Consider the following 23,181-nt stretch of genomic DNA (forward strand, 5'->3'; position numbering starts at 1 on the left):
GCGGGGCAGTCTGGGGGTCGCGCCCCGCCCGGGGCGCGCTCCACGTGTGGAACACTGGTCTAGACAACCTTGAGACACCTGAAGGGCAGCATCACATGGCTGAGCGCCGCGTCAACGTCGGCTGGGCCGAGGGCCTTCACGCCCGCCCCGCCTCCATCTTCGTCCGGGCGGTCACGGCCTCCGGCGTCCCCGTGACGATCGCCAAGGCGGACGGCAACCCCGTCAACGCCGCGTCCATGCTCGGGGTCCTCGGCCTGGGCGCCCAGGGCGGCGAGGAGATCGTGCTGGCCTCCGACGCGGACGGCGCGGACGCCGCGCTCGACCGCCTGGCGAAGCTGGTCTCCGAGGGCCTCGAAGAGCTCCCCGAGACGGTCTGATCCCGCGCCACCCGCGCGTCTTCCGCACGGCGGAGCCGCGTCACCCGCGATCCGGGCGACACGGCTCCGCCGTCCGCGTTTTCCCGCCGTCGCCGGCCGACCGATTTCCGTGCACACGGAAATACCGCGCTCGGGAATTCCGGGAAACACGGAAAAACGGGCATCGAAAAACAGGCCCTCGCCCGGCGGCATTCTTTGTATACGGTGCTCCTGTTAATACCGCGGGCCCGCCGTGTTTACGGGATGTTGCAAAGACCTCACACGCTCGGCGCGGTCCCCGCCGGGAAAGCGCAGCCGGTGCGCGGCCGTCGCCCGCTCGGTGTGCAGCGCCGTGACCGACCGGGCCCGGTCGGCGTCCCCGCGGGCGACGGCGTCCACGATGGCCCCGTGCTCGGTCCAGGACTCGGCCGGGTGCGCGGGCGCCTCCACCGCGTACATCCAGGCGATCTTGTGCCGCAGCTGGGCGAGGGTCGAGGTCAGCGCCGGACTGCCCGAGGCCTGCGTGAGCGTCTCGTGGAACCAGCCCCCCAGCGAGCGCAGGTCCTCGCTGTTGCCCCGCCTGGCCCGCTCCTGCCCCAGCCTGACCAGGCCGCGCAGCACCTTCAGGTGGGCCTCGGTGCGGCGCTGGGCGGCCCGGGCGGCGGCCAGCGGCTCCAGCAGCATGCGCATCTCCAGGAGGTCGGAGGCCTCCTGTTCCGTCGGTTCCGCGACGCACGCGCCCGCGTGGCGGCGCGTCACCACGAACCCCTCCGCCTCCAGGGTGCGCAGGGCCTCGCGCACGGGGACCCGGGAGACGCCGTAGCGGCGCGCGAGCAGTTCCTCGGTGAGCCGGCTGCCGCGCTCGTAGACACCCGCGACGATGTCGTCACGGATCGCCGTGCATACCGAACGCGCGGGAATACGCATGACCGGACCTCCGCCTTTACCCCCGCGAAACGCGGTCGATCGAAGCCTGTTCGGTGACTCTATTGCAGAGGGCGGGAAATTCCGAAGGCAGCCGGAAATCCATGGATATTTTTTGGACACCCGGCACTTCGGCGGAAGGCCCCGACTCGGTGAGTCGGGGCCTTCCGCCGAAGTGCCGTACCGCGCGGTGTCGCGCGGCGGGGTCAGACGTTCACGCCGTGCGCGCGCAGGTACGCGACGGGGTCCATGTCGGAGCCGTACTCGGCGGTGGTGCGCGCCTCGAAGTGCAGGTGCGCCCCGGTGACGTTGCCGGTCGCCCCGGAGAGGGCGATCTGCTGCCCCGGGGTGACCGTCTGGCCGACCGAGACATTGACGGACGACAGGTGTCCGTACTGGGTGTACGTACCATCGGTCATCTTGATGACGACCTGGTTGCCGTAGGACCCTCCCCAGCCCGCCTCGACGACCGTGCCGGAGCCCACCGCGTGCACGGCGGTGCCGCTCGCGGCGTGGAAATCGATGCCGGTGTGGCTGCCCGAGGACCAGACGGCGCCGCCGGCCTTGTAGAAGGTGGAGACGTACGAGCCGGCGATCGGCGCGGTGTACGCGTTGAGGCGCTTGCGCTCGGCCTCGCGGGCGGCACGGACCTTCGCCTCGCGCTCCTTCTCGGCCCGGGCCTCGGCCTTGGCGGCGGCCTCCTGGGCGCGCTTCCTCGCGGCGGCCTCGGCCTTCTCGCGGGCGGCGGCCTGCTCGGCGGCCTGGCGCTGGGCGGCGGCCTGCGCGTCGATCTCCTGGGCGACCGAGTCACCCATGGCGACGGCCTTGAGGGGGCCGGTCTGCTCGGCCGCGCTCTCGGCGGCGAACGCCGGGGAGGCGGCCAGGGTGCCCACGACGCCGGTGGTGGCGAGGGCGGCGACGCCGACGGTCCTGCGGGTCGTGCGCGTCATGCGGCTGGGAAGACGGTGCTTCCCCGTGGCGCGGCTGAACGCCATGAAGTGGCTGGTCCTTTCCTTCCTTCTCGCCTACCGGGTTAGCTGACGGGTTCGGAGCAGGAAGGTCTCCTACGGGCGCCCTCCGGGAAGGACGTCCGATTCACCCCAGGGACTGTGGGTCCCCGGCTCCCCGGGCTCGCGCCGTACGGGGACTCGGCGATGACTGTCCGGTGCCGCGGACGCGGCGCACTGCCTGACGAACAGCCGGACCGACGCTAAGCGGCGGCCCTTTCGGCAGACAAACGGATCACCACTTTTGTAGCGCATGCCACAGGGCAGACAGGCAGCCTCCCCCTCAATACGGACACCCTTGATCAACCATGGACGAAGGCGGACGCGACGGGGCCCGGGCGGTTCGTCCGTCCGCCCGGGCCCCGTCGCCGCCGGTCGCTGTCCGGCTCCCTGCTCGGCTTCCTGCTTGGCCCCTACTCGGCCGTCACGACGCTCACTTCGCCGATGCCGAGGGCCCTGACGGGCTCCTCGATCTGCGAGGCGTCCCCGACGAGGACGGTCACCAGCCGGTCCACCGGGAAGGCGTTCACGGCGGCCGCGGTGGCCTCCACGGTGCCGGTGGCGGCGAGCTGCCGGTACAGCGTCGCCTGGAAGTCGTCGGGCAGGTGCTGCTCGACCTGGTCGGCGAGCGTGCCCGCGACGGCGGCCGCGGTCTCGTACTTCAGGGGCGCCACGCCCACCAGGTTCTGCACGGCGACGTCCCGCTCGGCGTCGGTCAGCCCCTCGGCCGCGAGCGTGCGCAGCACCTTCCAGAGGTCGTCGAGCGCCGGGCCGGTGTTCGGGGTGTCCACGGAGCCGCTGATGGCGAGCATCGACAGGCCCGTGCCGTCCGGGGCGGAGCGCAGCACCTGCCCGAACGCCCGTACGCCGTAGGTGTATCCCTTCTCCTCGCGCAGGACGCGGTCCAGGCGGGAGGTGAGGGTGCCGCCGAGGCAGTACGTGCCGAGCACCTGGGCGGGCCACACGCGGTCGTGCCGGTCGGGGCCGACGCGGCCGATGAGCAGCTGCGTCTGCACGGCGCCGGGCCGGTCGACGATGATCACCCGGCCGGTGTCGTCGGCGGTCACCGGCGGCACGGGACGCGCCTCGGCCTGCGAGCCGGTCCAGGCGCCGAGCGTGTCCGCGAGCAGCGCGTCGAGGTCGACGCCGGTGAGGTCGCCGACGACGACCGCGGTGGCCGTGGCCGGGCGTACGTGCTTCTCGTAGAAGGCGCGCACGGCCGCGGAGTCGATCGCGGCGACCGTCTCCTCGGTGCCCTGGCGCGGGCGCGACATGCGGGAGTCCGCCGGGAAGAGCTGCCGGGACAGCTCCTTGGCGGCCCGGCGGGCCGGGTTGGCGGTCTCGTGCGGAATCTCGTCGAGGCGGTTGCGCACCAGCCGCTCGATCTCCCCGTCGTCGAACGCGGGCGCCCTGAGGGCGTCGGCGAGCAGGCCCAGCGCCTTGGGCAGCCGGGAGACGGGGACTTCGAGGCTGAGCCGGACGCCGGGGTGGTCGGCGTGGGCGTCGAGCGTGGCGCCGCTGCGCTCCAGCTCGGCGGCGAACTCCTCGGCGGAGTGCTTGTCGGTGCCCTCCGAGAAGGCCCTCGCCATGATCGTGGCGATGCCGTCCAGGCCCTTCGGCTCGGCCTCCAGCGGGGCGGCCAGGAGCACCTCGACGGCGACGACCTGCTGGCCGGGGCGGTGGCAGCGCAGCAGCGTCAGGCCGTTGTCGAGCGTGCCGCGCTCGGGCGCCGGGAAGGCCCAGGGCCGGGCTTCGCCGGCCTGGGGCCGCGGGTGGAACTCCATCGTGGCGAGCTCGGTCACTTGGCCGCCTCCTCGTCGGTGTCGGTGGTGGCGGCGTCGGTGGTGGTGGCGTCGGCGGCGGGCTCCTCGGGGGCCAGCGGCTCGTAGACCAGCACCGCGCGGTTGTCGGGGCGCAGGCGGGCCTTGGCGACCTCCTGGACTTCCTCCGCGGTGATGTCCAGGACGCGCTGCACGGCGGTCAGGGCGAGCTGCGGGTCGCCGAACAGGACGGCGTACCGGCACAGTTCGTCGGCGCGGCCCGCGACCGTGCCGAGGCGGTCCAGCCACTCGCGCTCCAGCTGGGCCTGGGCGCGCTCCATCTCCTCGGCCGTGGGGCCCTCCGCGGCGAACCGGGCGAGCTCCTCGTCGACGGCGGCCTCGATCACCGGGACCTCGACGTCCCCGGACGTCTTCACGTCCAGCCACCCCAGGGAGGGCGCCCCGGCGAGGCGCAGCAGGCCGAACCCGGCGGCGACGGCCGTGCGGTCACGGCGTACGAGCCGGTTGTAGAGCCGGGACGACTCGCCGCCGCCGAGGACGGTCAGGGCCAGGTCGGCGGCGTCCGCCGCGCGCGTGCCGTCCTCCGGGAGCCGGTAGGCGGCCATCAGCGCGCGGGCCGGGACCTCCTCCACGACGACCTCGCGCAGCTGGCCGCCGATGGTCTCCGGGAGCGAGCCGTCGCGCGGGGCGGGCTTGCCGTCGTGGCCGGCGATGGAGCCGAAGTACTTCTCGACCCAGGCGAGCGTCTGCTCCGGGTCGATGTCGCCGACGATCGACAGCACGGCGTTGTTGGGCGCGTAGTAGGTGCGGAAGAAGGCGCGGGCGTCCTCCAGGGTGGCCGCGTCCAGGTCCGCCATCGACCCGATGGGCGTGTGGTGGTACGGGTGGCCCTCCGGGTAGGCGAGGGCGGTCAGCTTCTCGAAGGCCGTGCCGTAGGGGACGTTGTCGTAGCGCTGGCGGCGCTCGTTCTTGACGACGTCCCGCTGGTTTTCCATCGACTCCTCGTCGAGGGCGGCGAGCAGCGAGCCCATCCGGTCCGCCTCCAGCCAGAGGGCGAGCTCCAGCTGGTGCGTCGGCATGGTCTCGAAGTAGTTGGTGCGCTCGAAGCTCGTCGTCCCGTTGAGCGAACCGCCCGCGCCCTGCACCAGTTCGAAGTGGCCGTTGCCCTTGACCTGGCCGGAGCCCTGGAACATGAGGTGCTCGAAGAGGTGGGCGAGTCCGGTGCGGCCCTCCACCTCGTGGCGCGAGCCGACGTCGTACCAGAGGCACACCGCCGCGACCGGGGTCAGGTGGTCCTCGGAGAGCACCACACGCAGGCCGTTGGCCAGGCGGTGCTCGGTCGCTGTCAGGCCGCCGGAACCGGCCTCAGCTGTGGCCGTGTGACCCATGGGCATGTACGTCCCTTCGATCGCGGGAAATGCTGGATTCCTGCTAGTCCTGCCACTGTATGCAAGCGCGCGGACAGCTGGCGAAGTTCCCGCGTCGCGTACGCCGAGAGCGAGCACGCCGGCCGCTCCGTCTCGTACGGTCGTACGAGCACGGGCGCTCCCGGGCCGGCGACGGGGTAGCCTCCAGAACCTCGCGCGGCCGGTGACGCGGTAGCGTCCTGGGACCTACGCAGACAGCCGGAGGCCGTGCCCGCCGGGCCTTCCGGGGCCTCCTCGGCGCGGTCCGCGAGGCCTGTCGAGGCGGTGGCGCGCCTGGTCCGCGAGGCCCGTACGGACGGGTCGTGGTCCGCGTTGTCAGTCCTCAGGTCCACAATGGACCGCGTCAGACCCGTCAGAACCCGTTCATGCCCCGGCAGAGACTGTGAAGGAGTCGCAGCAGCGATGGCCCGCCGCAGCACGAAGACCCCGCCTCCGGACGACTTCGAGGAGCGCATCCTCGACATCGACGTCGTCGACGAGATGCAGGGCTCCTTCCTTGAGTACGCGTACTCGGTCATCTACTCCCGAGCCCTGCCGGACGCCCGCGACGGCCTCAAACCGGTCCACCGCCGCATCGTCTACCAGATGAACGAGATGGGCCTGCGCCCCGACCGGGGCTACGTGAAGTGCGCCCGCGTCGTCGGCGAGGTCATGGGCAAGCTCCACCCCCACGGGGACGCGTCGATCTACGACGCCCTGGTGCGCCTGGCCCAGCCCTTCTCCATGCGGCTGCCCCTGGTCGACGGCCACGGCAACTTCGGTTCGCTGGGCAACGACGACCCGCCGGCCGCCATGCGGTACACCGAGGCGCGGATGGCCGACGCCACCTCCCTCATGACGGAGTCGATCGAGGAGAACACGGTCGACTTCGCCCCGAACTACGACGGCCAGGAGCAGGAGCCCGCGGTCCTCCCGGCCGCGTACCCGAACCTCCTGGTCAACGGTGCGTCGGGCATCGCGGTCGGCATGGCGACGAACATGGCGCCGCACAACCTGGGCGAGGTCATCGCCGCCGCCCGCCACCTGATCCGCCACCCCGGCGCCGACCTCGACACGCTCATGAAGCACGTCCCGGGACCCGACCTGCCCACCGGCGGCCGGATCGTCGGCCTGTCCGGGATCAGGGACGCGTACGAGAAGGGCCGCGGCACCTTCAAGATCCGTGCGACGGTCGCCGTGGAGAACGTGACGGCGCGCCGCAAGGGCCTCGTCGTCACCGAACTGCCCTTCACCGTCGGTCCGGAGAAGGTGATCGCCAAGATCAAGGACCTGGTCAACGCGAAGAAACTGCAGGGCATCGCGGACGTCAAGGACCTCACCGACCGGGCGCACGGCCTGCGACTGGTCATCGAGATCAAGAACGGCTTCGTGCCGGAGGCCGTCCTGGAGCAGCTCTACAAGCTGACGCCGATGGAGGAGTCCTTCGGCATCAACAACGTGGCGCTGGTGGACGGCCAGCCGCTCACGCTGGGCCTGAAAGAACTGCTGGAGGTGTACCTCGACCACCGCTTCGAGGTCGTGCGCCGCCGCAGCGAGTTCCGCCGCACGAAGAAGCGCGACCGGCTGCACCTGGTCGAGGGCCTGCTCGTCGCGCTGCTGGACATCGACGAGGTCATCCGGCTCATCCGCTCCAGCGAGAACTCAGCGCAGGCCAAGCAGCGCCTGATCGAGCACTTCTCGCTGAGCGAGATCCAGACGCAGTACATCCTGGACACGCCGCTGCGCCGGCTGACCAAGTTCGACCGCATCGAGCTGGAGACCGAGCGCGACCGGCTCAACGGCGAGATCGACGAGCTGACCGGCATCCTGGAGTCGGACGCCGAGCTGCGCAAGCTCGTCTCCAGCGAGCTGGCCGCGGTGGCGAAGAAGTTCGGCACCGACCGGCGCACGGTGCTGCTGGAGTCCGCCGGCTCGACCGCCGCGGCCGTGCCGCTGCAGGTGGCGGACGACCCGTGCCGGGTGCTCCTGTCGTCGACGGGGCTGCTCGCGCGCACGGCCAACGGCGAGCCCTTCGGCGAGGGCGGCGAACGGCGCGTCAAGCACGACCTGATCGTCTCCGCCGTCCCGGCGACGGCGCTGGGCGAGGTCGGCGCGGTCACCTCCACCGGGCGGCTGCTGCGCATCAACGTCATCGACCTCCCGCAGCTCCCCGAGACCGCCGCCGCCCCGAACCTCTCCGGGGGCGCTCCGGTCTCGGAGTTCCTGGCCCTGGAGGGCGACGAGCAGGTGGTCTGCCTGACGACGCTCGACGAGTCGTCGCCGGGCCTGGCGCTCGGCACGCAGCAGGGCGTGGTCAAGCGCGTGGTGCCGGACTATCCCTCCAACAAGGAGGAGCTGGAGGTCATCACCCTCAAGGACGGCGACCGGATTGTCGGCGGGGCCGAGCTGCGCACGGGCGAGGAGGACCTGGTCTTCATCACCGACGACGCGCAGCTGCTGCGCTATCAGGCGTCCCAGGTCCGTCCGCAGGGCCGGCCGGCGGGCGGCATGACGGGCGTGAAGCTCACGGACGGCGCCAAGGTCATCTCGTTCACGGCGGTCGACCCGGCCGTGGACGCGGTGGTCTTCACCGTGGCGGGCTCGCGCGGCACGCTGGACGACTCCGTCCAGACGACCGCCAAGCTGACCCCCTTCGACCAGTATCCGCGCAAGGGGCGCGCCACGGGCGGGGTGCGCTGCCAGCGGTTCCTGAAGGGCGAGGACTGCCTGAGCCTGGCGTGGGCGGGCCCCGCTCCGGCGCGCGCCGCCCAGAAGGACGGCACGCCCGCGGAACTGCCCGACATGGACCCACGCCGCGACGGCTCGGGGGTCTCGCTGGCGAAGACGGTGTCGGTGGTGGCGGGCCCGGCCTAGAGGCGGGCCCGGCCTAGAGCACGTCTTCCCTGGGTGACTCCGTCTCCTGCATCCGTGATTCCGTCTCCTGCTCGGGTACGTCAGGTTCCTGTACGTACCTGAGGACGCCCCACATGCCGTGCTCGTCGGCGTGTGGGGCGTCGTCCTTGCACGCCTCCAGTTCCTTGCCGAGCGCGGGCGTGTCGATGCCCGAGCCGATGAGCACGAGCTGGGTGAGGCGCTCCGCCGGCCCGCCCGGCGGCCAGGGCTCCGGGTAGAAGCGCAGGAACCGCCCCACGGCGTGGACGGCGTAGCGGTTGCGGGGATCGGACGGGCCGAAGTCGACGTACCCCTTGATCCGGTACAGCCCGTCGGGCCTGCTGTCGAGGAAGTCCATCAGCCGCCGGGGCGAGAGGGGTGCTTCGGAGGTGAAGGAGAGGGAGTCGTAGCCGGAGTGCAGATGCCGGTGATGCCCGTCGGTCCCGTCAGAGGCGTCCTCCCCCTCATCGCGGTGCAGGTCGTCGAAGGAGAGCTGGCCGAGGCGCTCCTCGGCCGGCCGGCAGTCGAAGAGGAACCCGGGGTCGATCCGTCCGTAGGAGGCGGGGACGACGGCGGCACCGTCGGCGAGCGTCCGCACCAGCCGGAGCACGCGGTCGGGATCGTCGGCCCGGTCCGTCTTGTTGACGACGACGAGGTCGGCGAGGGCGAGATGCCGGTCGATCTCGGGGTGCTTCTCGCGAGTGGCGTCGAACTCGGCGGCGTCGACGACCTCGACGAGACCGCCGTAGACGATGTGCGGGTTCTCGCTGGCGAGGAGCATCTTGACCAGCTCCTGCGGTTCGGCGAGGCCGCTCGCCTCGATGACGATCACGTCCATCCGGACGACGGGGCGGGCGAGCCGGTCCAGGTAGAGGTCGAGCTCGCTGGAGTCGACGGCGCAACACAGGCAGCCGTTCCCGAGGGAGACGGTGGAGTCGCCGAGCGCTCCGGCGACCGCCATGGCATCGATCTCGATGGCCCCGAAGTCGTTGACGACGGCCCCGATACGGCTGCCGCCGCTGCGGTGCAGGAGGTGGTTGAGGAGGGTGGTCTTACCGGATCCGAGGAAGCCGGCGAGGACGAGGACGGGGATCTGGCGGGGGCTCGCCTGACTCAACGTGCGACCTCTTTCACCAATGCGCACACCGGCTCACGAACCGGCTCTCACTACGGGAAACGAATGCCCACCAAGGATACGAGCCGCCGGATACCACGCGAAGTGAACGATTGTTAGCGGCGCTCGCGGGGCACACGTCAGTCAAGGCGCCGAGTTGCGCGACCCGCGCTTCCCTCCGTGCGCCGCTTCTCCGCCTCCCAGCAGAACCGATCCACTCGGCACCCTGGGAGACGGCAAGCGCCGCCCAACGCTCGCCGGTCCCCATCAGTCGACCCGCACCCGACGACCGGCGGACGGCCGCCTGATCCGGGGGTTGACATGGCCACACAGAACTTTGCACGGGGATGCGGCTCGGCCGCAGCGGTCGGGCTGACCTTCGCGGCAGCCATCGGCGTTCTCGTCGTCCAGCAGCGGCAGTCCAGGAGGCTGCGGCTGAGCGAGCAGCACATCAACCTCGCCAACCAGCAGCGACTTCACTGGGAGTTGTTGAGCAAAGCACTGGAGGACCCCGCGCTGGCCGCCGTACTCGATACGCACGACGGTGCCATTCCGTCTGCGAAGTACCGCCAGTTCCTCTTTGCCAACGCGCTGTACACCAACGCGTTGCTCGCTTACCGCATCGGCAACGTAAATCGAGCCGAACTCTTCGGTCATCTGCGCGGTACCGTACAGAATCCAATCTTCCGCGAATACTGGGAAGTGACGCGGCCTGCTCGCGCCAGCCTGGAAGCAAGTTCGATCGAAGCCCAGGTAGGGCGCTTGATGGACAACCTCATCAACGACCTCGATGAGGCCGATACCGACGAATGGTGGGTCGTGGGAGATCCACACGAGTGAGTTCATCCGGTCGTCCGGGTTTCACGCAGCGCCGTCAACGTGGGTAGGTTTGTCGTTCATGCCAGCAAACACTCCCTACCCATTCACCGTCGCGTCCTCCGACCACTTGGAGCGGGTTACGCTGAAGATCATTCGTCGCATCGGCCCCTCACCTCGCAAGCGCGGCAGCATCTCAGGTGAGACCTGCCCCGACATTTTCGAACTGAGCGACGGCAGCTTCGCCATCATCGGAACGGATGCCACAGAAGCACTCCAGGACGAACTTCCCGCCGACGCAGCGCGGGCCGACCATGAGCGCATCGTGGTCATCAGTCGCGAGACGCTGATCCGCGCCAAGGCCGACATTCCCGACCGCTAACCGCATCCGAGAACTGCGGTCTCATAAGCCCACGATTAGGTCACCGCCTATTCGAATAACCGTTCATCCCAGGAATCTTCTGGCGCTACGATTGATTTGCTTCGGGATGCCCCTATGGTGTTGGCTACGCTCTGTGACCTCACTAGACATCACGCGCCGCATTGGCGTGTCCCCACGGCAGCGCGGAAGCCTCGACGGCAACACCTGCCCAGATATTTTTGAGCTGAGCGACGGCTCTTTTGCAGTTATCGGAGCGGACAGAACCGACTCCCTTGAGGGCAAGCTACCGGCCGACGCGGGGCGGTCAAGTGACGAGCGGATCGTGGTCATCACCCGGGAAACGCTAATTCGCGCCAAGTTCGACATCCCGGATGCCTGAGGCGAGAAAACCCCATACGGCAGGAAAACCGCATCCCAACGGACCATCCCGTCGCCCCCCAACCGCGACAGGACACTGAGATCCCCACTGCGAAAGGCCTGGCTGCACTGGCGGCCAGGCCTGCTTCCGCACGGTCACTGCCGAGAGCACCGTCTCCGGCGCTCTCGGCGCACAGGCTTCGGGCCGACGGTCCACCGGTGACCACCGGACCCGGTTGAACCCGCACTCCACCCTTGGCCGGAGCTCGGCCGCTTGAACCGGACATCACATTGTCCAGCCACTTCCGGAGCAGTGACACCACGCGTCCCGGAAGCCTTCGGGGGTTGGTCAGGTTAGGCTCACCTCTGTGAGTACGTGCGCGAAGGTCTCACGGGACCTGGAAGAGCCCCTCGCGGGAACTGCCGCCACGGCGAGGACGTGGTTGCTGGTCGAACAGCCGGGTCCCTGGGGCGCCGACGCGCTGACATCGAGCCACCTGGACCCCGCGCTGGGCCGCGCCCTGGACGAGGCGGCCGAGGGCACCGGCGTACGCATCGCGCTGATCCGCCGTCCGGGGCGGCACGCCGACTGCCGCACGACCGCCGAGCGCCAGGTGTACGCGGCCCACACCGCTCCGGGGAACGTATGGCTGCACAGCGCCACCACGTCGGACCCGGAGCGGCTGCTCGACCTCGACTTCGCCGCACTCGGCGGGGGCCGGGCAGGCACCTTCGACAGGGCTCTCGGCGGCCGGCCCCACCCCGGCGGCCCGCTCGCCCTGGTGTGCACCAACGGCAAGCGCGACCGGTGCTGCGCCCTCCTGGGCCGCCCCCTCGCCGCCGAACTCGCCGCCTCCGGAGTGGACGGCGCGTGGGAGGTCACCCACCTGGGGGGCCACCGCTTCTCGCCCACCCTCCTCGTGCTGCCGTTCGGCTACGCGTACGGGCGCGCCGAGGCCCACGCGGTCAAGGAGGTCCTCCAGGGCGTGCGGGAAGGGCGTGTCGTCACCGAGGGGTGCCGTGGCAGCTCCGCGTGGGAACGGCCCGGCCAGGCCGCCGAACTGGCCGTGCGGGCGGCGGTCTCCGAGGACGCGGCCGGAGTGCTCACCGTGGTCCGCACCGAGGGCCAGGCGCCCCACTGGGAGGTGACGGTCGCCCACACCGACGGCCGCCGCTGGCTCGTCACGGTCGCCCAGGGGGCCTCGTCGCCGCCCCGGCCGCAGAGCTGCGGCTCGCCCCTGGGGTCGCCGGCGCGGATGGACGTCCTGGCGGTGCGCGAGCTGTCGCGTACCGCGGCCTGATCCCCGCGCCCCGCTGACCAGCGGTTTCGACGAGATCCGCGCCACACCTCCCGCGGAGCTCGGCACCGCTGCCCGTACCGTCGTGGGTATGAGTTCCCCTCCCCCTGCCCGGCGACTGCGCCTCGGGATGCCGAAGCGGATGTTCTCGCAGGTGCTGCTGATGCAGGTGGCGATCGCCGCCGGGGTCGCCGTACTCGCGACGGGGCTGTTCCTCGCCCCGCTCAGCGACCAGCTGGACGACCAGGCGATGCGCCGCGCGCTCGCGATCGCGCAGACCGCGGCGGCGCAGCCGCAGCTCGCCGAGGAGCTGACGTCGACGGCCCCCTCGGCGGACGGGCCCGTGCAGGCCGAGGCGGAGCGGGTGCGCAGGGCGAGCGGGGCCGAGTACGTCGTGGTCATGGACATGCGCGGGGTGCGCTGGTCGCACACCAACGCCGCCGAGATCGGCAGGCGCGTCTCCACCGACCCGCGGCAGGCGCTGGCCGGCCGGGAGGTCATGCAGATCGACGACGGCACGCTGGGCCGCTCTGCGCGCGGCAAGGTGCCGTTGCGCGACGCCGACGGCCTGATCGTCGGTGCGGTGTCGGTCGGCATCGAGTACGACAGTGTGCGGGCCCGTCTGGTCCATGCGATCCCGGGGCTCTTCGCCTACGCGGGCGGCGCCCTGGCCGTCGGCGCGCTGGCGGCCTATGTGATCTCGCGGCGGGTGCAGCGGCAGACCCGCGATCTGGCCTTCTCCGACATCGCCGGGCTCCTGGCGGAGCGTGAGGCCATGCTGCACGGCATCAGGGAGGGGGTGGTCGCGCTGGACCGCGACGGCAGGATCCGGCTGCTCAACGACGAGGCACGGCGGCTGCTCGGCCTGGGTGACGAGGCAGTGGGGCAGCCGCTCGGCGCGGCGCTCGGCGAGGGGCGTACGGCCGACGTGCTGGCCGGAACCGTCGGCGGGACCGATCTGCTCACCGTGCGCGGACAGCGGGTCCTGGTCGCGAACCGGATGCCGACCGACGACGGCGGGACCGTCGCCACCCTGCGCGACCGCACGGAGCTGGAGCAGCTGGGCCGTGAACTCGACTCCACCCGCGGTCTGATCGACGCCCTGCGCGCGCAGGACCACGAGTACGCCAACCGGATGCACACCCTGCTCGGCCTGCTGGAACTGGAGATGTTCGACGACGCCGTGGAGTTCGTCGGTGAGGTGGTCGGCGACCACCGGGCCACCGCGGAACAGGTCACCGGGAAGATCCACGACCCGTTGCTCGCCGCCCTCCTGGTGGGCAAGGCGACCGTCGCGGCGGAGCGTGCGGTGGCCCTGCGCATCTCCGACGGCACGCTGCTCCCCGACCGGCTGGTGGATCCCCGCGGGCTGGTCACGATCGTCGGGAACCTCGTCGACAACGCGCTCGACGCCGTGGCGGGCACCCGGCACGCGCGCGTGGAGGTCGAACTGCGGGCGGAGGGGCGTACGGCCGTGCTCGCCGTACGCGACACCGGACCGGGCGTCCCCGCGGGACAGCGCGAGCTGGTCTTCACGGACGGCTGGTCCACCAAGGAGCCGCCGGCCCACCGTGGGCGCGGAATCGGCCTGCCGCTGGTGCGCAGGCTCGCCGAGCGGCAGGGTGGCAGCGCACGGGTCGCGGAGGCGGAGGGCGGCGGCGCGGAGTTCACGGTCGTGCTGCCGGAGGCGCTCGCGGAACCGGCGCCCGCACCCGGGCCCGGGTCCGAGTCCGAGTTCGGCCCCGCACGGGGGACGACCGCCACGACCGCCGAGGGGGAAGCGCGATGATCGAGGTACTGGTCGTGGACGACGACGTCCGGGTCGCGCGGGTCAACGCCGCCTACGTGGGGAAGGTCGCCGGCTTCCACGTGGCGGGCGAGGCGCACTCGGCGGCGGAGGCGCTGCGGCAGGTGGAGGCGCTGCCCCGGCTGGACCTGGTGCTGCTCGACCACTACCTGCCCGACGACACGGGACTCGCGGTCGTACGGGAGATGCGGCGGCGCGGCCACCAGACCGACGTGATCATGGTGACCGCGGCGCGGGACGTCACCACGGTCCAGGCGGCGATGCGGCACGGCGCCCTCCAGTACCTGGTGAAACCGTTCGCCTTCGCCGGGCTCCGCGCGAAGCTGGAGGCGTACGCCGAGCTGCGCCGCACCCTGGACGGCGGCGGCGAGGCCGAGCAGGCCGAGGTCGACCGGATCTTCGGCGCCCTCTCGGCGGGCACCGAACCGGATCTGCCCAAGGGGCACTCACCCGCCACCGCGGAGGCCGTGCGCCAGGCCCTGATGAGCGCGGAGAGGCCCCTGTCCGCCCAGGAGCTCGCCGACCGGACCGGGCTCAGCCGGCAGACCGCCCAGCGCTACCTGAAGCTCCTGGAGCGCACCGGGCGGGCCACGCTGAGCCTGAAGTACGGCGACGCGGGCCGCCCCGAACACCGCTACGTCTGGGCGACCCGCGCCTGAGCACCATGGTCCACGGGGCTGTGATCCGCAGCTCCGTGGTCTCCGGACCCGTGATCCGCAGCCCCGTGGTCCTTGGGCCCGTGATCCGCAGCCCCGCGGTCTCCAGCCGCGCTCCCCGGGCCCCTCAGACCGCCCCCGCGCCCGTCAGCGCCCGTACCTCGGTCTCCGCGTGCTTCGCCTCGTCCGGCGGCTCCGCCGAGGTGACCGTGCCGAGCCAGCCCGCGAGGAAGCCCAGCGGGATGGAGACCAGGCCCGGGTTCTCCAGCGGGAAGTACTGCAGGTCGACGCCCGGGAAGAGCGAGGCGGGGCTGCCCGACACCACGGGCGACAGCACCACCAGCACCAGGGCCGGCACCAGGCCTCCGTACACGGACCAGACCGCGCCGCGGGTGGTGAAGTTGCGCCAGAAGAGCGAGTACAGCAGGACGGGCAGGTTCGCCGACGCGGCGACCGCGAAGGCGAGCCCCACCAGGAAGGCCACGTTCAGGTCCCGCGCGAGCAGTCCGAGTGCGATGGCCACGACGCCGACGCCCACGGCGGCGGCCCGGGCCACGGCCACCTCGCTGCGCGGCTTCGCCCCCCGTCTGCGCAGGGACGCGTACAGGTCGTGGGCCACGGACGCCGAGGAGGCGAGCGTGATGCCGGCGACCACCGCGAGGATCGTGGCGAAGGCGATCGCGGCGACGACCGCGAACAGAACCGTTCCTCCGGTGGATCCGGCACCGCCTCCCAGGTCGAGCGCCAGCAACGGGACCGCCGTGTTCCCGGCCGCGTTCGACCCGCGTACGGCGTCGGGGCCGACGATCGCCGCCGCTCCGAACCCCAGCACGATCGTCATCAGGTAGAAGCCGCCGATCAGGCCGATCGACCAGACCACCGAGCGGCGTGCGGCGCGGGCGGTCGGCACGGTGTAGAAGCGCGACAGGATGTGCGGCAGCCCCGCCGTGCCGAGCACCAGCGCGAGCCCGAGGCTGATGAAGTCGAGGCGCGCCGTCCAGTCCCCGCCGTACTTGAGCCCCGGCGCGAGGAACGCCGTGCCGTGCCCGCTGCGCTGGGCCGCCGTGCGCAGCAACTGGTCGAAGTCCCCGTGGAACCGCAGCAGGACGAGCACCGTCAGCGCGATCGCCCCGCCCATGAGCAGGACCGCCTTGACGATCTGGATCCATGTGGTGGCCCGCATGCCCCCGAAGGACACGTAGACGATCATCAGTGCACCGACGCCGACGACCGTCCAGGCCTGTGCCGCCCCGCTCGTGCCGCCGAGGAGGAGCGCGACCAGGCTGCCCGCCCCCACCATCTGCGCCACCAGATACAGGACGGACACGGTCACCGAGGAGGTCCCCGCCGCGATGCGCACCGGCCGCTCGCGCATCCGGGCGGCGACGACGTCGGCGAGGGTGTACCGGCCGCAGTTGCGGACCAGCTCGGCGACCAGGAACAGCACGACGAGCCAGGCGACGAGGAAGCCCACCGAGTACAGCAGCCCGTCGTAGCCGAAGAGCGCGATCAGTCCCGAGATGCCGAGGAAGGAGGCGGCGGACATGTAGTCGCCCGCGATGGCAAAACCATTCTCCATCGGCGAGAAGAGCCGGCCGCCCGCGTAGAAGTCCTCCGCCGAGCCGTGCCGGTGGCGGCTCACCCAGGTGGTGATCCCCAGGGTGATCGCGACGAACACGCTGAAGAGCAGCAGCGCCAGCGTCTGGTGGTTCCCGGTCACCGTCCACCGCCCGCGACGCCGCGCGTCAGTTCCTGGGTGTCCCAGCGCAGGTCGAGCGCGGCGCGGTCCCGGCGCAGCCGCGCGTGCCGGGCGTACGCCCAGGTGAAGAGGAACGTCGTGAGGAACTGCCCGAGCCCCGCGACCATCGCCACGTTCACCGCGCCGGCGACGGGCCGCGCCATGAACTGCGGTGCCGTGGTCGCCACCACGACGTATCCCACGTACCAGGTGAGGAAGACGGCGACGCTCGGGACCACGAACCTCCGGTACCGGCCGCGCACCTCCTGGAAGGCCGCGCTGCGCTGCACCTCCAGGTAGATGTCGGCGGCGCGGACGCCCCGGTCCTCCGGCCGGCCGCGCGCGGGCGGCACGACGGGGGCCGGCGCGCCCGTACCGTCCAGCTCGCCCCACCCGGAGGCGAGCGCGTCGTACCAGGGATCGTCGATCCGGGCCTCTCCGGAGTCGGGACCATCCTGCTTCTCCACCGAACTCTCCTTGTCCGCCGCCCGTTCCGGCCGCGTGCCCAAGGATGGACAGATCGGGAAGATCCCTGACTCTTCTCTCCGCGCACTTCACCCCATCAGGTGACCCACGCCCTGGTGGACCCACACGTCCCTCCGCGGGGGCGTAACGGGCGCGGACCTCGCGCCCGCCGGTCGCGCGCGGGTGCCGCCCGCCGGACGTGCGCGGGGGTGCCGCCCGCCGTGCGGACGACACCCCCGGTGCGGCGCCGTGGCCGGTCCCGCCGGCCGCCTACGCGTCGATGCGTGAGCGGTCCAGCGTCGCCGCGGAGCTGGAGATGAACTCCTTGCGCGGGGCGACGTCGTTGCCCATCAGCAGGTCGAAGACCTGCTCGGAGGCTTCGAGGTCGGAGATGTTGATCCGGCGCAGGGTGCGGTGGCGCGGGTCCATCGTCGTCTCCGCCAGCTGGTCCGCGTCCATCTCGCCGAGACCCTTGTAGCGCTGGATCGAGTCCTTGTAGCGCACGTTCTTGCGCTGGAGCTCCAGCAGGGTCTCGCGCAGCTCACGGTCCGAGTACGTGTAGACGTACTTGTCCTGGCCCTTCTTCGGCTGGCTGAGCTCGATCCGGTGCAGCGGCGGCACCGCGGCGAAGACCCGGCCGGCCTCGACCATGGGCCGCATGTAGCGCTGGAAGAGCGTCAGGAGCAGACAGCGGATGTGTGCACCGTCGACGTCGGCGTCGACGAGCAGGATGATCTTGCCGTAGCGGGCGGCGTCGAGGTCGAACGTACGCCCTGACCCCGCCCCTATGACCTGGATGATCGCGCCGCACTCGGCGTTCTTCAGCATGTCCGAGATGGACGACTTCTGAACGTTGAGGATCTTGCCGCGGATCGGCAGCAGGGCCTGGAACTCGGAGTTCCGGGCGAGCTTCGCGGTGCCGAGCGCGGAGTCGCCCTCGACGATGAACAGCTCGCTGCGCTCCACGTCGTCGCTGCGGCAGTCGGCGAGCTTGGCGGGCAGCGAGGAGGACTCCAGGGCCGTCTTGCGACGCTGGGCGTCCTTGTGCTGGCGGGCCGCGATCCGCGTACGGGCGGCGGCGACCGCCTTCTCCAGGACGACGCGGGCCTGGGCGGCCTGGTCGCGCTTGGCGGAGGTCAGGAACGCCTTGAGTTCCTTGGAGACCACGTTCGTCACGATGCGACGGGCGGCGGAGGTACCGAGGACCTCCTTGGTCTGCCCCTCGAACTGCGGCTCCGCCAGCCGTACGGTGACGACGGCGGTGAGGCCCTCCAGGGCGTCGTCCTTGACGACGTCGTCCTCGGCGACGCGCAGCAGCTTCTTGGCGCGCAGCACCTCGTTGACGGTCTTGGCGACCGCCTGCTCGAAGCCTGCGACGTGCGTGCCGCCCTTGGGCGTGGCGATGATGTTGACGAACGACTTGAGGGTCGTGTCGTAGCCGGTGCCCCAGCGCAGGGCGACGTCGACGCCCAGCTCGCGGGTGACCTCGGTCGGGGTCATCTGGCCGTGGTCGTCGAGAACCGGGACGGTCTCCTTGAAGGTGCCCTGGCCGGAGAAGCGGAGCACGTCGCAGATGGGCTTGTCGGAGGCCAGGTACTCGCAGAACTCACTGATGCCGCCGTCGAAGCGGAAGGACTCCTCGCCCTTGCTGCCGCCCTCGCCCAGCCCGTACTCGTCGCGGACGACGATGGTGAGGCCGGGCACCAGGAAGGCGGTCTGCCGGGCGCGCTGGTGCAGGTTCTCCAGGGAGAGCTTGGCGTCCTTGAGGAAGATCTGGCGGTCGGCCCAGTAGCGCACGCGCGTGCCGGTGCGGGTCTTGGGGACCCTCTTGAGCTTGCGCAGCCCGGACGTCGGGTCGAACGCGGCGTCGGCGCCGTTGCCCTTGAAGGCGCCGGGCGTACCGCGGCGGAAGCTGACCGCGTGGGTGTTGCCCCCGCGGTCCACCTCCACGTCCAGGCGGGCCGAGAGGGCGTTCACCACGGAGGCGCCCACGCCGTGCAGACCGCCGGAGGCCGCGTACGAGCCGCCGCCGAACTTGCCTCCGGCATGCAGCTTGGTCATGACGACCTCGACACCCGAGAGGCCGGTTTTGGGCTCGACATCGACCGGGATGCCCCGGCCGTTGTCCCGCACCTCGACCGAGCCATCGTCGTGCAGGGTCACGTCGATGTGGTCGCAGTACCCTCCGAGGGCCTCGTCCACGGAGTTGTCGATGATCTCCCAGAGGCAGTGCATCAGACCGCGGCTGTCGGTCGATCCGATGTACATGCCCGGGCGCTTGCGCACGGCCTCCAGGCCCTCAAGGACGAGGAGGTGCCGCGCGGTGTAGTTGGAACCGTCCCGGTCTGCTCCGGTCAGCAGGGCTGTGGACGGCACGGACGTCTCGGCGGTCACGCGGTTCGCTCCTCGCTGAATTTCAATGGGGGCCCTGATGGGTAAGGGTCCGGCTTCGGTCACCGGTCCGAGGGTACCGAGGCCTGGTAGAGCCGTTGTAACGCCACCCTCGCCCCAAACGCAGACTAGTCCACAGTCGCATGGGTGTTCGATCCCTCGTTGGAGTGAAGTACATATCACGTTCCCTTCGGGGCATGAACCATTTAGGCTCCGGGCACGTCCTCAAGAACAACCGGCAAGCCAGCCGGAGGACTGAACCTGACAGAGTGCGAAACCCGTAAGACACGAAGACACGCAATACGGCTCATTCGCCGCCAACCGGCAGCAGACAGCCGACTCGGAAAGATTTTTTTCGAGGAAGAGCCACAAGCGGGAACGTTTTCGGCCTGGTTGGATGTTGACCCTGGTACGACAGCTCGTCGAGCTAGAGAAGAGGCGACGTGACTACTGTTCTGACCCCCGCGAGCCCGCTGACGGCCGCTGACCGCTGCGACCGTTGCGGCGCCCAGGCATATCTGCGCGTCGTCCTCCTCAGCGGTGGTGAACTGCTCTTCTGCGCCCACCACGGGCGCAAGTTCGAGCCGGAACTCAAGAAGATCGCCGCTGAGATACAGGACGAGACGGAGCGGTTGACCGCCACTCCGGCAAGCGCCAACGACGAAGAGCACTGACACTTCGCGCAGACGACGAGCCATCTCCGGCACAGGCCGGTGACCGGGCGGCCGCCCCTGGACCCTCAGGGGCGGCCGTTCGCGCTCGTCCAGGCACAAGTCCTCCGGAGATCTCGGAATCCGGGCCGCAAGGCCGCCCGGACCACGAGGCCGCCCGGACTGGGAAGCCCGGACCGCCGGGTCCGGCCCTCGGGCCCGGGCCTCGGCTTCTTCGGGTTCTCGTCCCTCAGCCGGGGCTCCCGGGGCTCAGCGGCTCCCTCCCAGCGCCGTGACGACCCCTGAGACCCGCGTGTAGACCCCAGGGCTCCCCGCCGACACGAGGCCGATCAGGACCCCCTGTGCGACCAGCGGCCCGCCGCTGTCGCCCTGGCAGGCGTCCCGGCCCCCGTCGGCCTCTCCCGCGCACAGCATGGAGCCGGCCAGGTACGTTCCGTCCGCACTGCCGGGATACGCCTTCTCGCAGACGGCGTCCGACAGCACCTCGACGCGCGCCGCCCGCAGGGCGCCCGCGTAGTCGCCGCTTCCCGTCATGTCGCCCCAGCCGTAGACCACGGCGTCCGTACCGGGCGCGTACGCGGCGTTCCCGGCGGCGGCCATGCGGATGACCGAGCCGGCGCCGAGCGGCTCCGCGAGCGTGAGCACGGCGAAGTCGCCGGCGTTCGTACGGCCGTCGTGCCTGGGGTTGATCCAGGTGTCGCGTACGGCGATCTCCCTGCCCCCGCCCGCTCCCAGGTCGCCGCGTCCCGCGACGACCCGCAGGTCCCGGACCTTGCGCGGGGAGGCGCCCAGCACTTCCTCGCCCAGGCAGTGGGCCGCCGTCAGCACGGTGGACCGGCCGATCACCACGCCCCCGCAGAACTGTCCCGCGCGGGTACCCCCGAACCGGTCACGGCTGGAGAGGGCCACCACCCAGGGGACCGCGGAGATCTCGACCGGGTAGCCGCCGATGACGACATCGGCCGCCGCGGGGGCGGGAAGGGCCAGCGGTACCACGGCCATCGTGGCCGCCAGGGCCAGCGCTCGGGCGAAGGGACGACGCATGCGCGCTCCTCACTCTGAGGTTGTCAGGAAACACCCAGCGTGATCCAGACGGCGGTGCTCCGCACGCGCACCCCGCCCTTCGCCCCTCGCACGGACCGGGCGCACCCCATGCCGTACGCACACGCGCAGGGCCCGGCACCCCTGACGGGGTGCCGGGCCCTGCGTGGCGTACTGGCGACCGGGACCCGGTGGGCGGCCCGGACGGGAGGGCGGTCTAGTCGAGGTAGTCGCGCAGGACCTGCGAGCGCGAGGGGTGACGCAGCTTCGACATCGTCTTGGACTCGATCTGGCGGATCCGCTCACGCGTCACGCCGTACACCTTGCCGATCTCGTCGAGCGTCTTCGGCTGGCCGTCGGTGAGGCCGAAGCGCATCGAGACGACGCCCGCCTCGCGCTCGGAGAGGGTGTCCAGGACGGAGTGCAGCTGCTCCTGGAGGAGCGTGAAGCTGACCGCGTCGGCCGGGACGACCGCCTCGGAGTCCTCGATGAGGTCACCGAACTCGCTGTCGCCGTCCTCACCCAGGGGGGTGTGGAGGGAGATCGGCTCACGCCCGTACTTCTGGACCTCGATGACCTTCTCGGGGGTCATGTCGAGTTCCTTCGCCAGCTCCTCCGGAGTGGGCTCGCGGCCCAGGTCCTGGAGCATCTGGCGCTGCACGCGCGCGAGCTTGTTGATGACCTCGACCATGTGCACCGGGATACGGATGGTGCGGGCCTGGTCGGCCATGGCGCGGGTGATCGCCTGACGGATCCACCACGTGGCGTACGTCGAGAACTTGTAGCCCTTGGTGTAGTCGAACTTCTCCACCGCGCGGATCAGACCGAGGTTGCCCTCCTGGATGAGGTCCAGGAAGAGCATGCCGCGGCCGGTGTACCGCTTGGCCAGGGAGACCACCAGACGGAGGTTCGCCTCCAGGAGGTGGTTCTTGGCGCGGCGGCCGTCCTCGGCGATGATCTCCAGCTCGCGCTTGAGCTTCGGCGCCAGCTTGTCGGCGTTGGCCAGCTTGTCCTCGGCGAACAGACCGGCCTCGATGCGCTTGGCGAGCTCGACCTCCTGCTCGGCGTTGAGCAGCGGGACCTTGCCGATCTGCTTGAGGTAGTCCTTGACAGGGTCGGCGGTGGCACCGGCGGCGGCGACCTGCTGCGCGGGCGCGTCGTCCTCGTCCTCGTCGGACAGGACGAAGCCCTGCGCGCCGTCCTCGGTGGGCTCCTCGCCCGCCTTGGCGGTGCCGGGGGTCTCCTCGACGGCCTCTTCGTCGACCAGCTCGGCGTCGTCCTTCTTGCCCGCGGTCTTCTTCGCCGCGGTCTTCTTGGCGACGGTCTTCTTCGCGACGGCCTTCTTGGCCGCGGCCTTCTTGGCGACGGGCTTCCCGGCGGACGCGTCCTCGTCGGGGACGTCGGTGGCGGGCATCACCGGCGTGGCGGTGGCGGTGGCCTTCTTGGCCGTGGCCGTCTTCGCCGCGACGGTCTTGGTGGCGGTGCGCTTGGCCGGACTCTTCGCTGCGACGCTCTTCCGGGTGCGCTTGGGCTCCGCGGCACTGACCATCAGCGTCACACCCTCTTCCTCCAGGATCTGGTTGAGGCTGCGCAGTACGTTCTTCCACTGAGTGGCCGGGATCTGGTCAGCTTCGAAGGCCCGACGCACGTCGTCGCCGGCGATCTGCCCCTCGGCCTTTCCCCGCTCAATCAGAGCCATGACAGAGACGGACTCGGCGATCTCCGGCGGGAGCGTACGGGATGTGCTGGCCGACACGAACAACCTCTCGGAACGTTGGAAAACGGCTTCCGGCCCCGTCCACTGCGGACCGGAGCCGACGACCGACGGCTTGGAGTGGGCCGGCGGCGTGGGCGAGAACCGGAAAGAGTCACAGCGCCTGAAGCGGCGCCCGTATTCCCTGCTCGGCTGTCACCTCTTAGGTCATCGCGCTGTCCCGAAGAGCGTTACGCCCAATCTGCGTGGCCCGAGTCACACCCCGTAAGCGCATAAAAACAGCCATACACGGTCAGAGGTGGTCAGTCGACGATTACAGCGTCTCATCACACCGCCGGGCCCCGCCGGATCCTCGAGGAATCCGT

At 70.9% G+C, this 23,181-nt stretch carries 19 protein-coding genes and 1 riboswitch; of the genes, 9 read left to right on the forward strand and 10 right to left on the reverse strand.

The genetic code is table 11. The features are described from left to right. Positions 1-95 precede the first annotated feature (95 nt). Positions 96-377 carry an HPr family phosphocarrier protein gene (locus FGF04_RS33970; protein ID WP_149515241.1) on the forward strand — a complete coding sequence of 94 codons (282 nt, stop codon included), beginning with the start codon at positions 96-98 and terminating at the stop codon, positions 375-377. 213 nt (positions 378-590) lie between these two features. Here FGF04_RS33970 and FGF04_RS33975 read toward each other — a convergent pair whose 3' ends face one another. From FGF04_RS33975 to FGF04_RS33990, 4 genes are all read right to left on the reverse strand, one after another. Continuing rightward, positions 591-1,283 carry a GntR family transcriptional regulator gene (locus FGF04_RS33975; RefSeq protein ID WP_149515242.1) on the reverse strand — a complete coding sequence of 231 codons (693 nt, stop codon included), beginning with the start codon at positions 1,281-1,283 and terminating at the stop codon, positions 591-593. Between the two features lie 203 nt (positions 1,284-1,486). Continuing rightward, entirely contained in the window at positions 1,487-2,275 is a 789-nt protein-coding gene (locus FGF04_RS33980; RefSeq protein WP_149515243.1) for a M23 family metallopeptidase, read from the reverse strand. A gap of 13 nt (positions 2,276-2,288) precedes the next feature. Continuing rightward, positions 2,289-2,444, reverse strand: a riboswitch (cyclic di-AMP (ydaO/yuaA leader). A gap of 256 nt (positions 2,445-2,700) precedes the next feature. Beyond that, positions 2,701-4,089 (reverse strand): M16 family metallopeptidase, encoded by a 1,389-nt coding sequence (locus tag FGF04_RS33985; protein ID WP_149515244.1) that lies wholly within the window; start codon positions 4,087-4,089, stop codon positions 2,701-2,703. Further along, positions 4,086-5,456 (reverse strand): M16 family metallopeptidase, encoded by a 1,371-nt coding sequence (locus tag FGF04_RS33990; protein WP_188114352.1) that lies wholly within the window; start codon positions 5,454-5,456, stop codon positions 4,086-4,088. Before FGF04_RS33990 ends, FGF04_RS33985 begins: the two co-directional genes overlap by 4 nt. Before the next feature lie 441 nt (positions 5,457-5,897). Here FGF04_RS33990 and FGF04_RS33995 point away from each other — a divergent pair, with 441 nt between their 5' ends. Then, on the forward strand, positions 5,898-8,348 hold the full coding sequence (locus FGF04_RS33995; RefSeq protein ID WP_149515246.1) for a DNA gyrase/topoisomerase IV subunit A: 2,451 nt from the start codon (positions 5,898-5,900) through the stop codon (positions 8,346-8,348). Between the two features lie 13 nt (positions 8,349-8,361). Here the strand turns inward: FGF04_RS33995 and FGF04_RS34000 are convergent, their stop codons facing one another. Continuing rightward, positions 8,362-9,483, reverse strand: coding sequence for a CobW family GTP-binding protein (locus tag FGF04_RS34000; RefSeq protein ID WP_149515247.1), 1,122 nt, complete (start codon positions 9,481-9,483; stop codon positions 8,362-8,364). Between the two features lie 318 nt (positions 9,484-9,801). Here FGF04_RS34000 and FGF04_RS34005 point away from each other — a divergent pair, with 318 nt between their 5' ends. The 6 genes from FGF04_RS34005 (at position 9,802) to FGF04_RS34030 (ending at position 14,799) form a co-directional block, all read left to right on the forward strand. Next, positions 9,802-10,320, forward strand: coding sequence for a DUF6082 family protein (locus FGF04_RS34005; RefSeq protein WP_149515248.1), 519 nt, complete (start codon positions 9,802-9,804; stop codon positions 10,318-10,320). A 121-nt stretch (positions 10,321-10,441) separates the two neighbouring features. Further along, positions 10,442-10,678 carry a hypothetical protein gene (locus FGF04_RS34010; protein ID WP_149515444.1) on the forward strand — a complete coding sequence of 79 codons (237 nt, stop codon included), beginning with the start codon at positions 10,442-10,444 and terminating at the stop codon, positions 10,676-10,678. A gap of 133 nt (positions 10,679-10,811) precedes the next feature. Then, complete coding sequence (locus FGF04_RS34015; protein ID WP_235882636.1) at positions 10,812-11,057, forward strand: hypothetical protein; 246 nt, start codon at positions 10,812-10,814, stop codon at positions 11,055-11,057. A gap of 346 nt (positions 11,058-11,403) precedes the next feature. Continuing rightward, positions 11,404-12,336: a sucrase ferredoxin gene (locus tag FGF04_RS34020; RefSeq protein ID WP_149515250.1), complete on the forward strand. Its 933-nt coding sequence runs from the start codon at positions 11,404-11,406 to the stop codon at positions 12,334-12,336. An 88-nt stretch (positions 12,337-12,424) separates the two neighbouring features. After that, entirely contained in the window at positions 12,425-14,122 is a 1,698-nt protein-coding gene (locus FGF04_RS34025) for a sensor histidine kinase (protein ID WP_149515251.1), read from the forward strand. Then, positions 14,119-14,799 carry a response regulator gene (locus tag FGF04_RS34030; RefSeq protein WP_149515252.1) on the forward strand — a complete coding sequence of 227 codons (681 nt, stop codon included), beginning with the start codon at positions 14,119-14,121 and terminating at the stop codon, positions 14,797-14,799. The genes FGF04_RS34025 and FGF04_RS34030 overlap by 4 nt, the downstream gene beginning before the upstream one ends. A gap of 124 nt (positions 14,800-14,923) precedes the next feature. Here FGF04_RS34030 and FGF04_RS34035 read toward each other — a convergent pair whose 3' ends face one another. The 3 genes from FGF04_RS34035 to FGF04_RS34045 all read right to left on the reverse strand — a co-directional run bounded on the left by FGF04_RS34035 (position 14,924) and on the right by FGF04_RS34045 (position 19,393). Continuing rightward, the gene (locus FGF04_RS34035; RefSeq protein WP_149515253.1) at positions 14,924-16,516 is read right to left on the reverse strand and encodes a solute symporter family protein; all 1,593 of its coding nucleotides are present in this window, start codon (positions 16,514-16,516) and stop codon (positions 14,924-14,926) included. Beyond that, complete coding sequence (locus FGF04_RS34040) at positions 16,513-17,001, reverse strand: DUF485 domain-containing protein (RefSeq protein WP_235882637.1); 489 nt, start codon at positions 16,999-17,001, stop codon at positions 16,513-16,515. The genes FGF04_RS34035 and FGF04_RS34040 overlap by 4 nt, the downstream gene beginning before the upstream one ends. A 268-nt stretch (positions 17,002-17,269) precedes the next feature. Beyond that, positions 17,270-19,393, reverse strand: a complete 2,124-nt coding sequence (locus FGF04_RS34045; RefSeq protein ID WP_149515255.1) for a DNA gyrase/topoisomerase IV subunit B — start codon at positions 19,391-19,393, stop codon at positions 17,270-17,272. Between the two features lie 440 nt (positions 19,394-19,833). Here FGF04_RS34045 and FGF04_RS34050 point away from each other — a divergent pair, with 440 nt between their 5' ends. Continuing rightward, entirely contained in the window at positions 19,834-20,064 is a 231-nt protein-coding gene (locus FGF04_RS34050) for a DUF7455 domain-containing protein (RefSeq protein WP_149515256.1), read from the forward strand. A gap of 246 nt (positions 20,065-20,310) precedes the next feature. Here the strand turns inward: FGF04_RS34050 and FGF04_RS34055 are convergent, their stop codons facing one another. Next, on the reverse strand, positions 20,311-21,105 hold the full coding sequence (locus tag FGF04_RS34055; protein ID WP_149515257.1) for a serine protease: 795 nt from the start codon (positions 21,103-21,105) through the stop codon (positions 20,311-20,313). 214 nt (positions 21,106-21,319) lie between these two features. Then, positions 21,320-22,864: an RNA polymerase sigma factor gene (locus tag FGF04_RS34060; protein ID WP_188114354.1), complete on the reverse strand. Its 1,545-nt coding sequence runs from the start codon at positions 22,862-22,864 to the stop codon at positions 21,320-21,322. Between the last annotated feature and the right edge of the window lie 317 nt (positions 22,865-23,181).

It is taken from the genome of Streptomyces apricus (genome assembly GCF_008369065.1).
GTDB classification, from domain to species: domain Bacteria; phylum Actinomycetota; class Actinomycetes; order Streptomycetales; family Streptomycetaceae; genus Streptomyces; species Streptomyces apricus.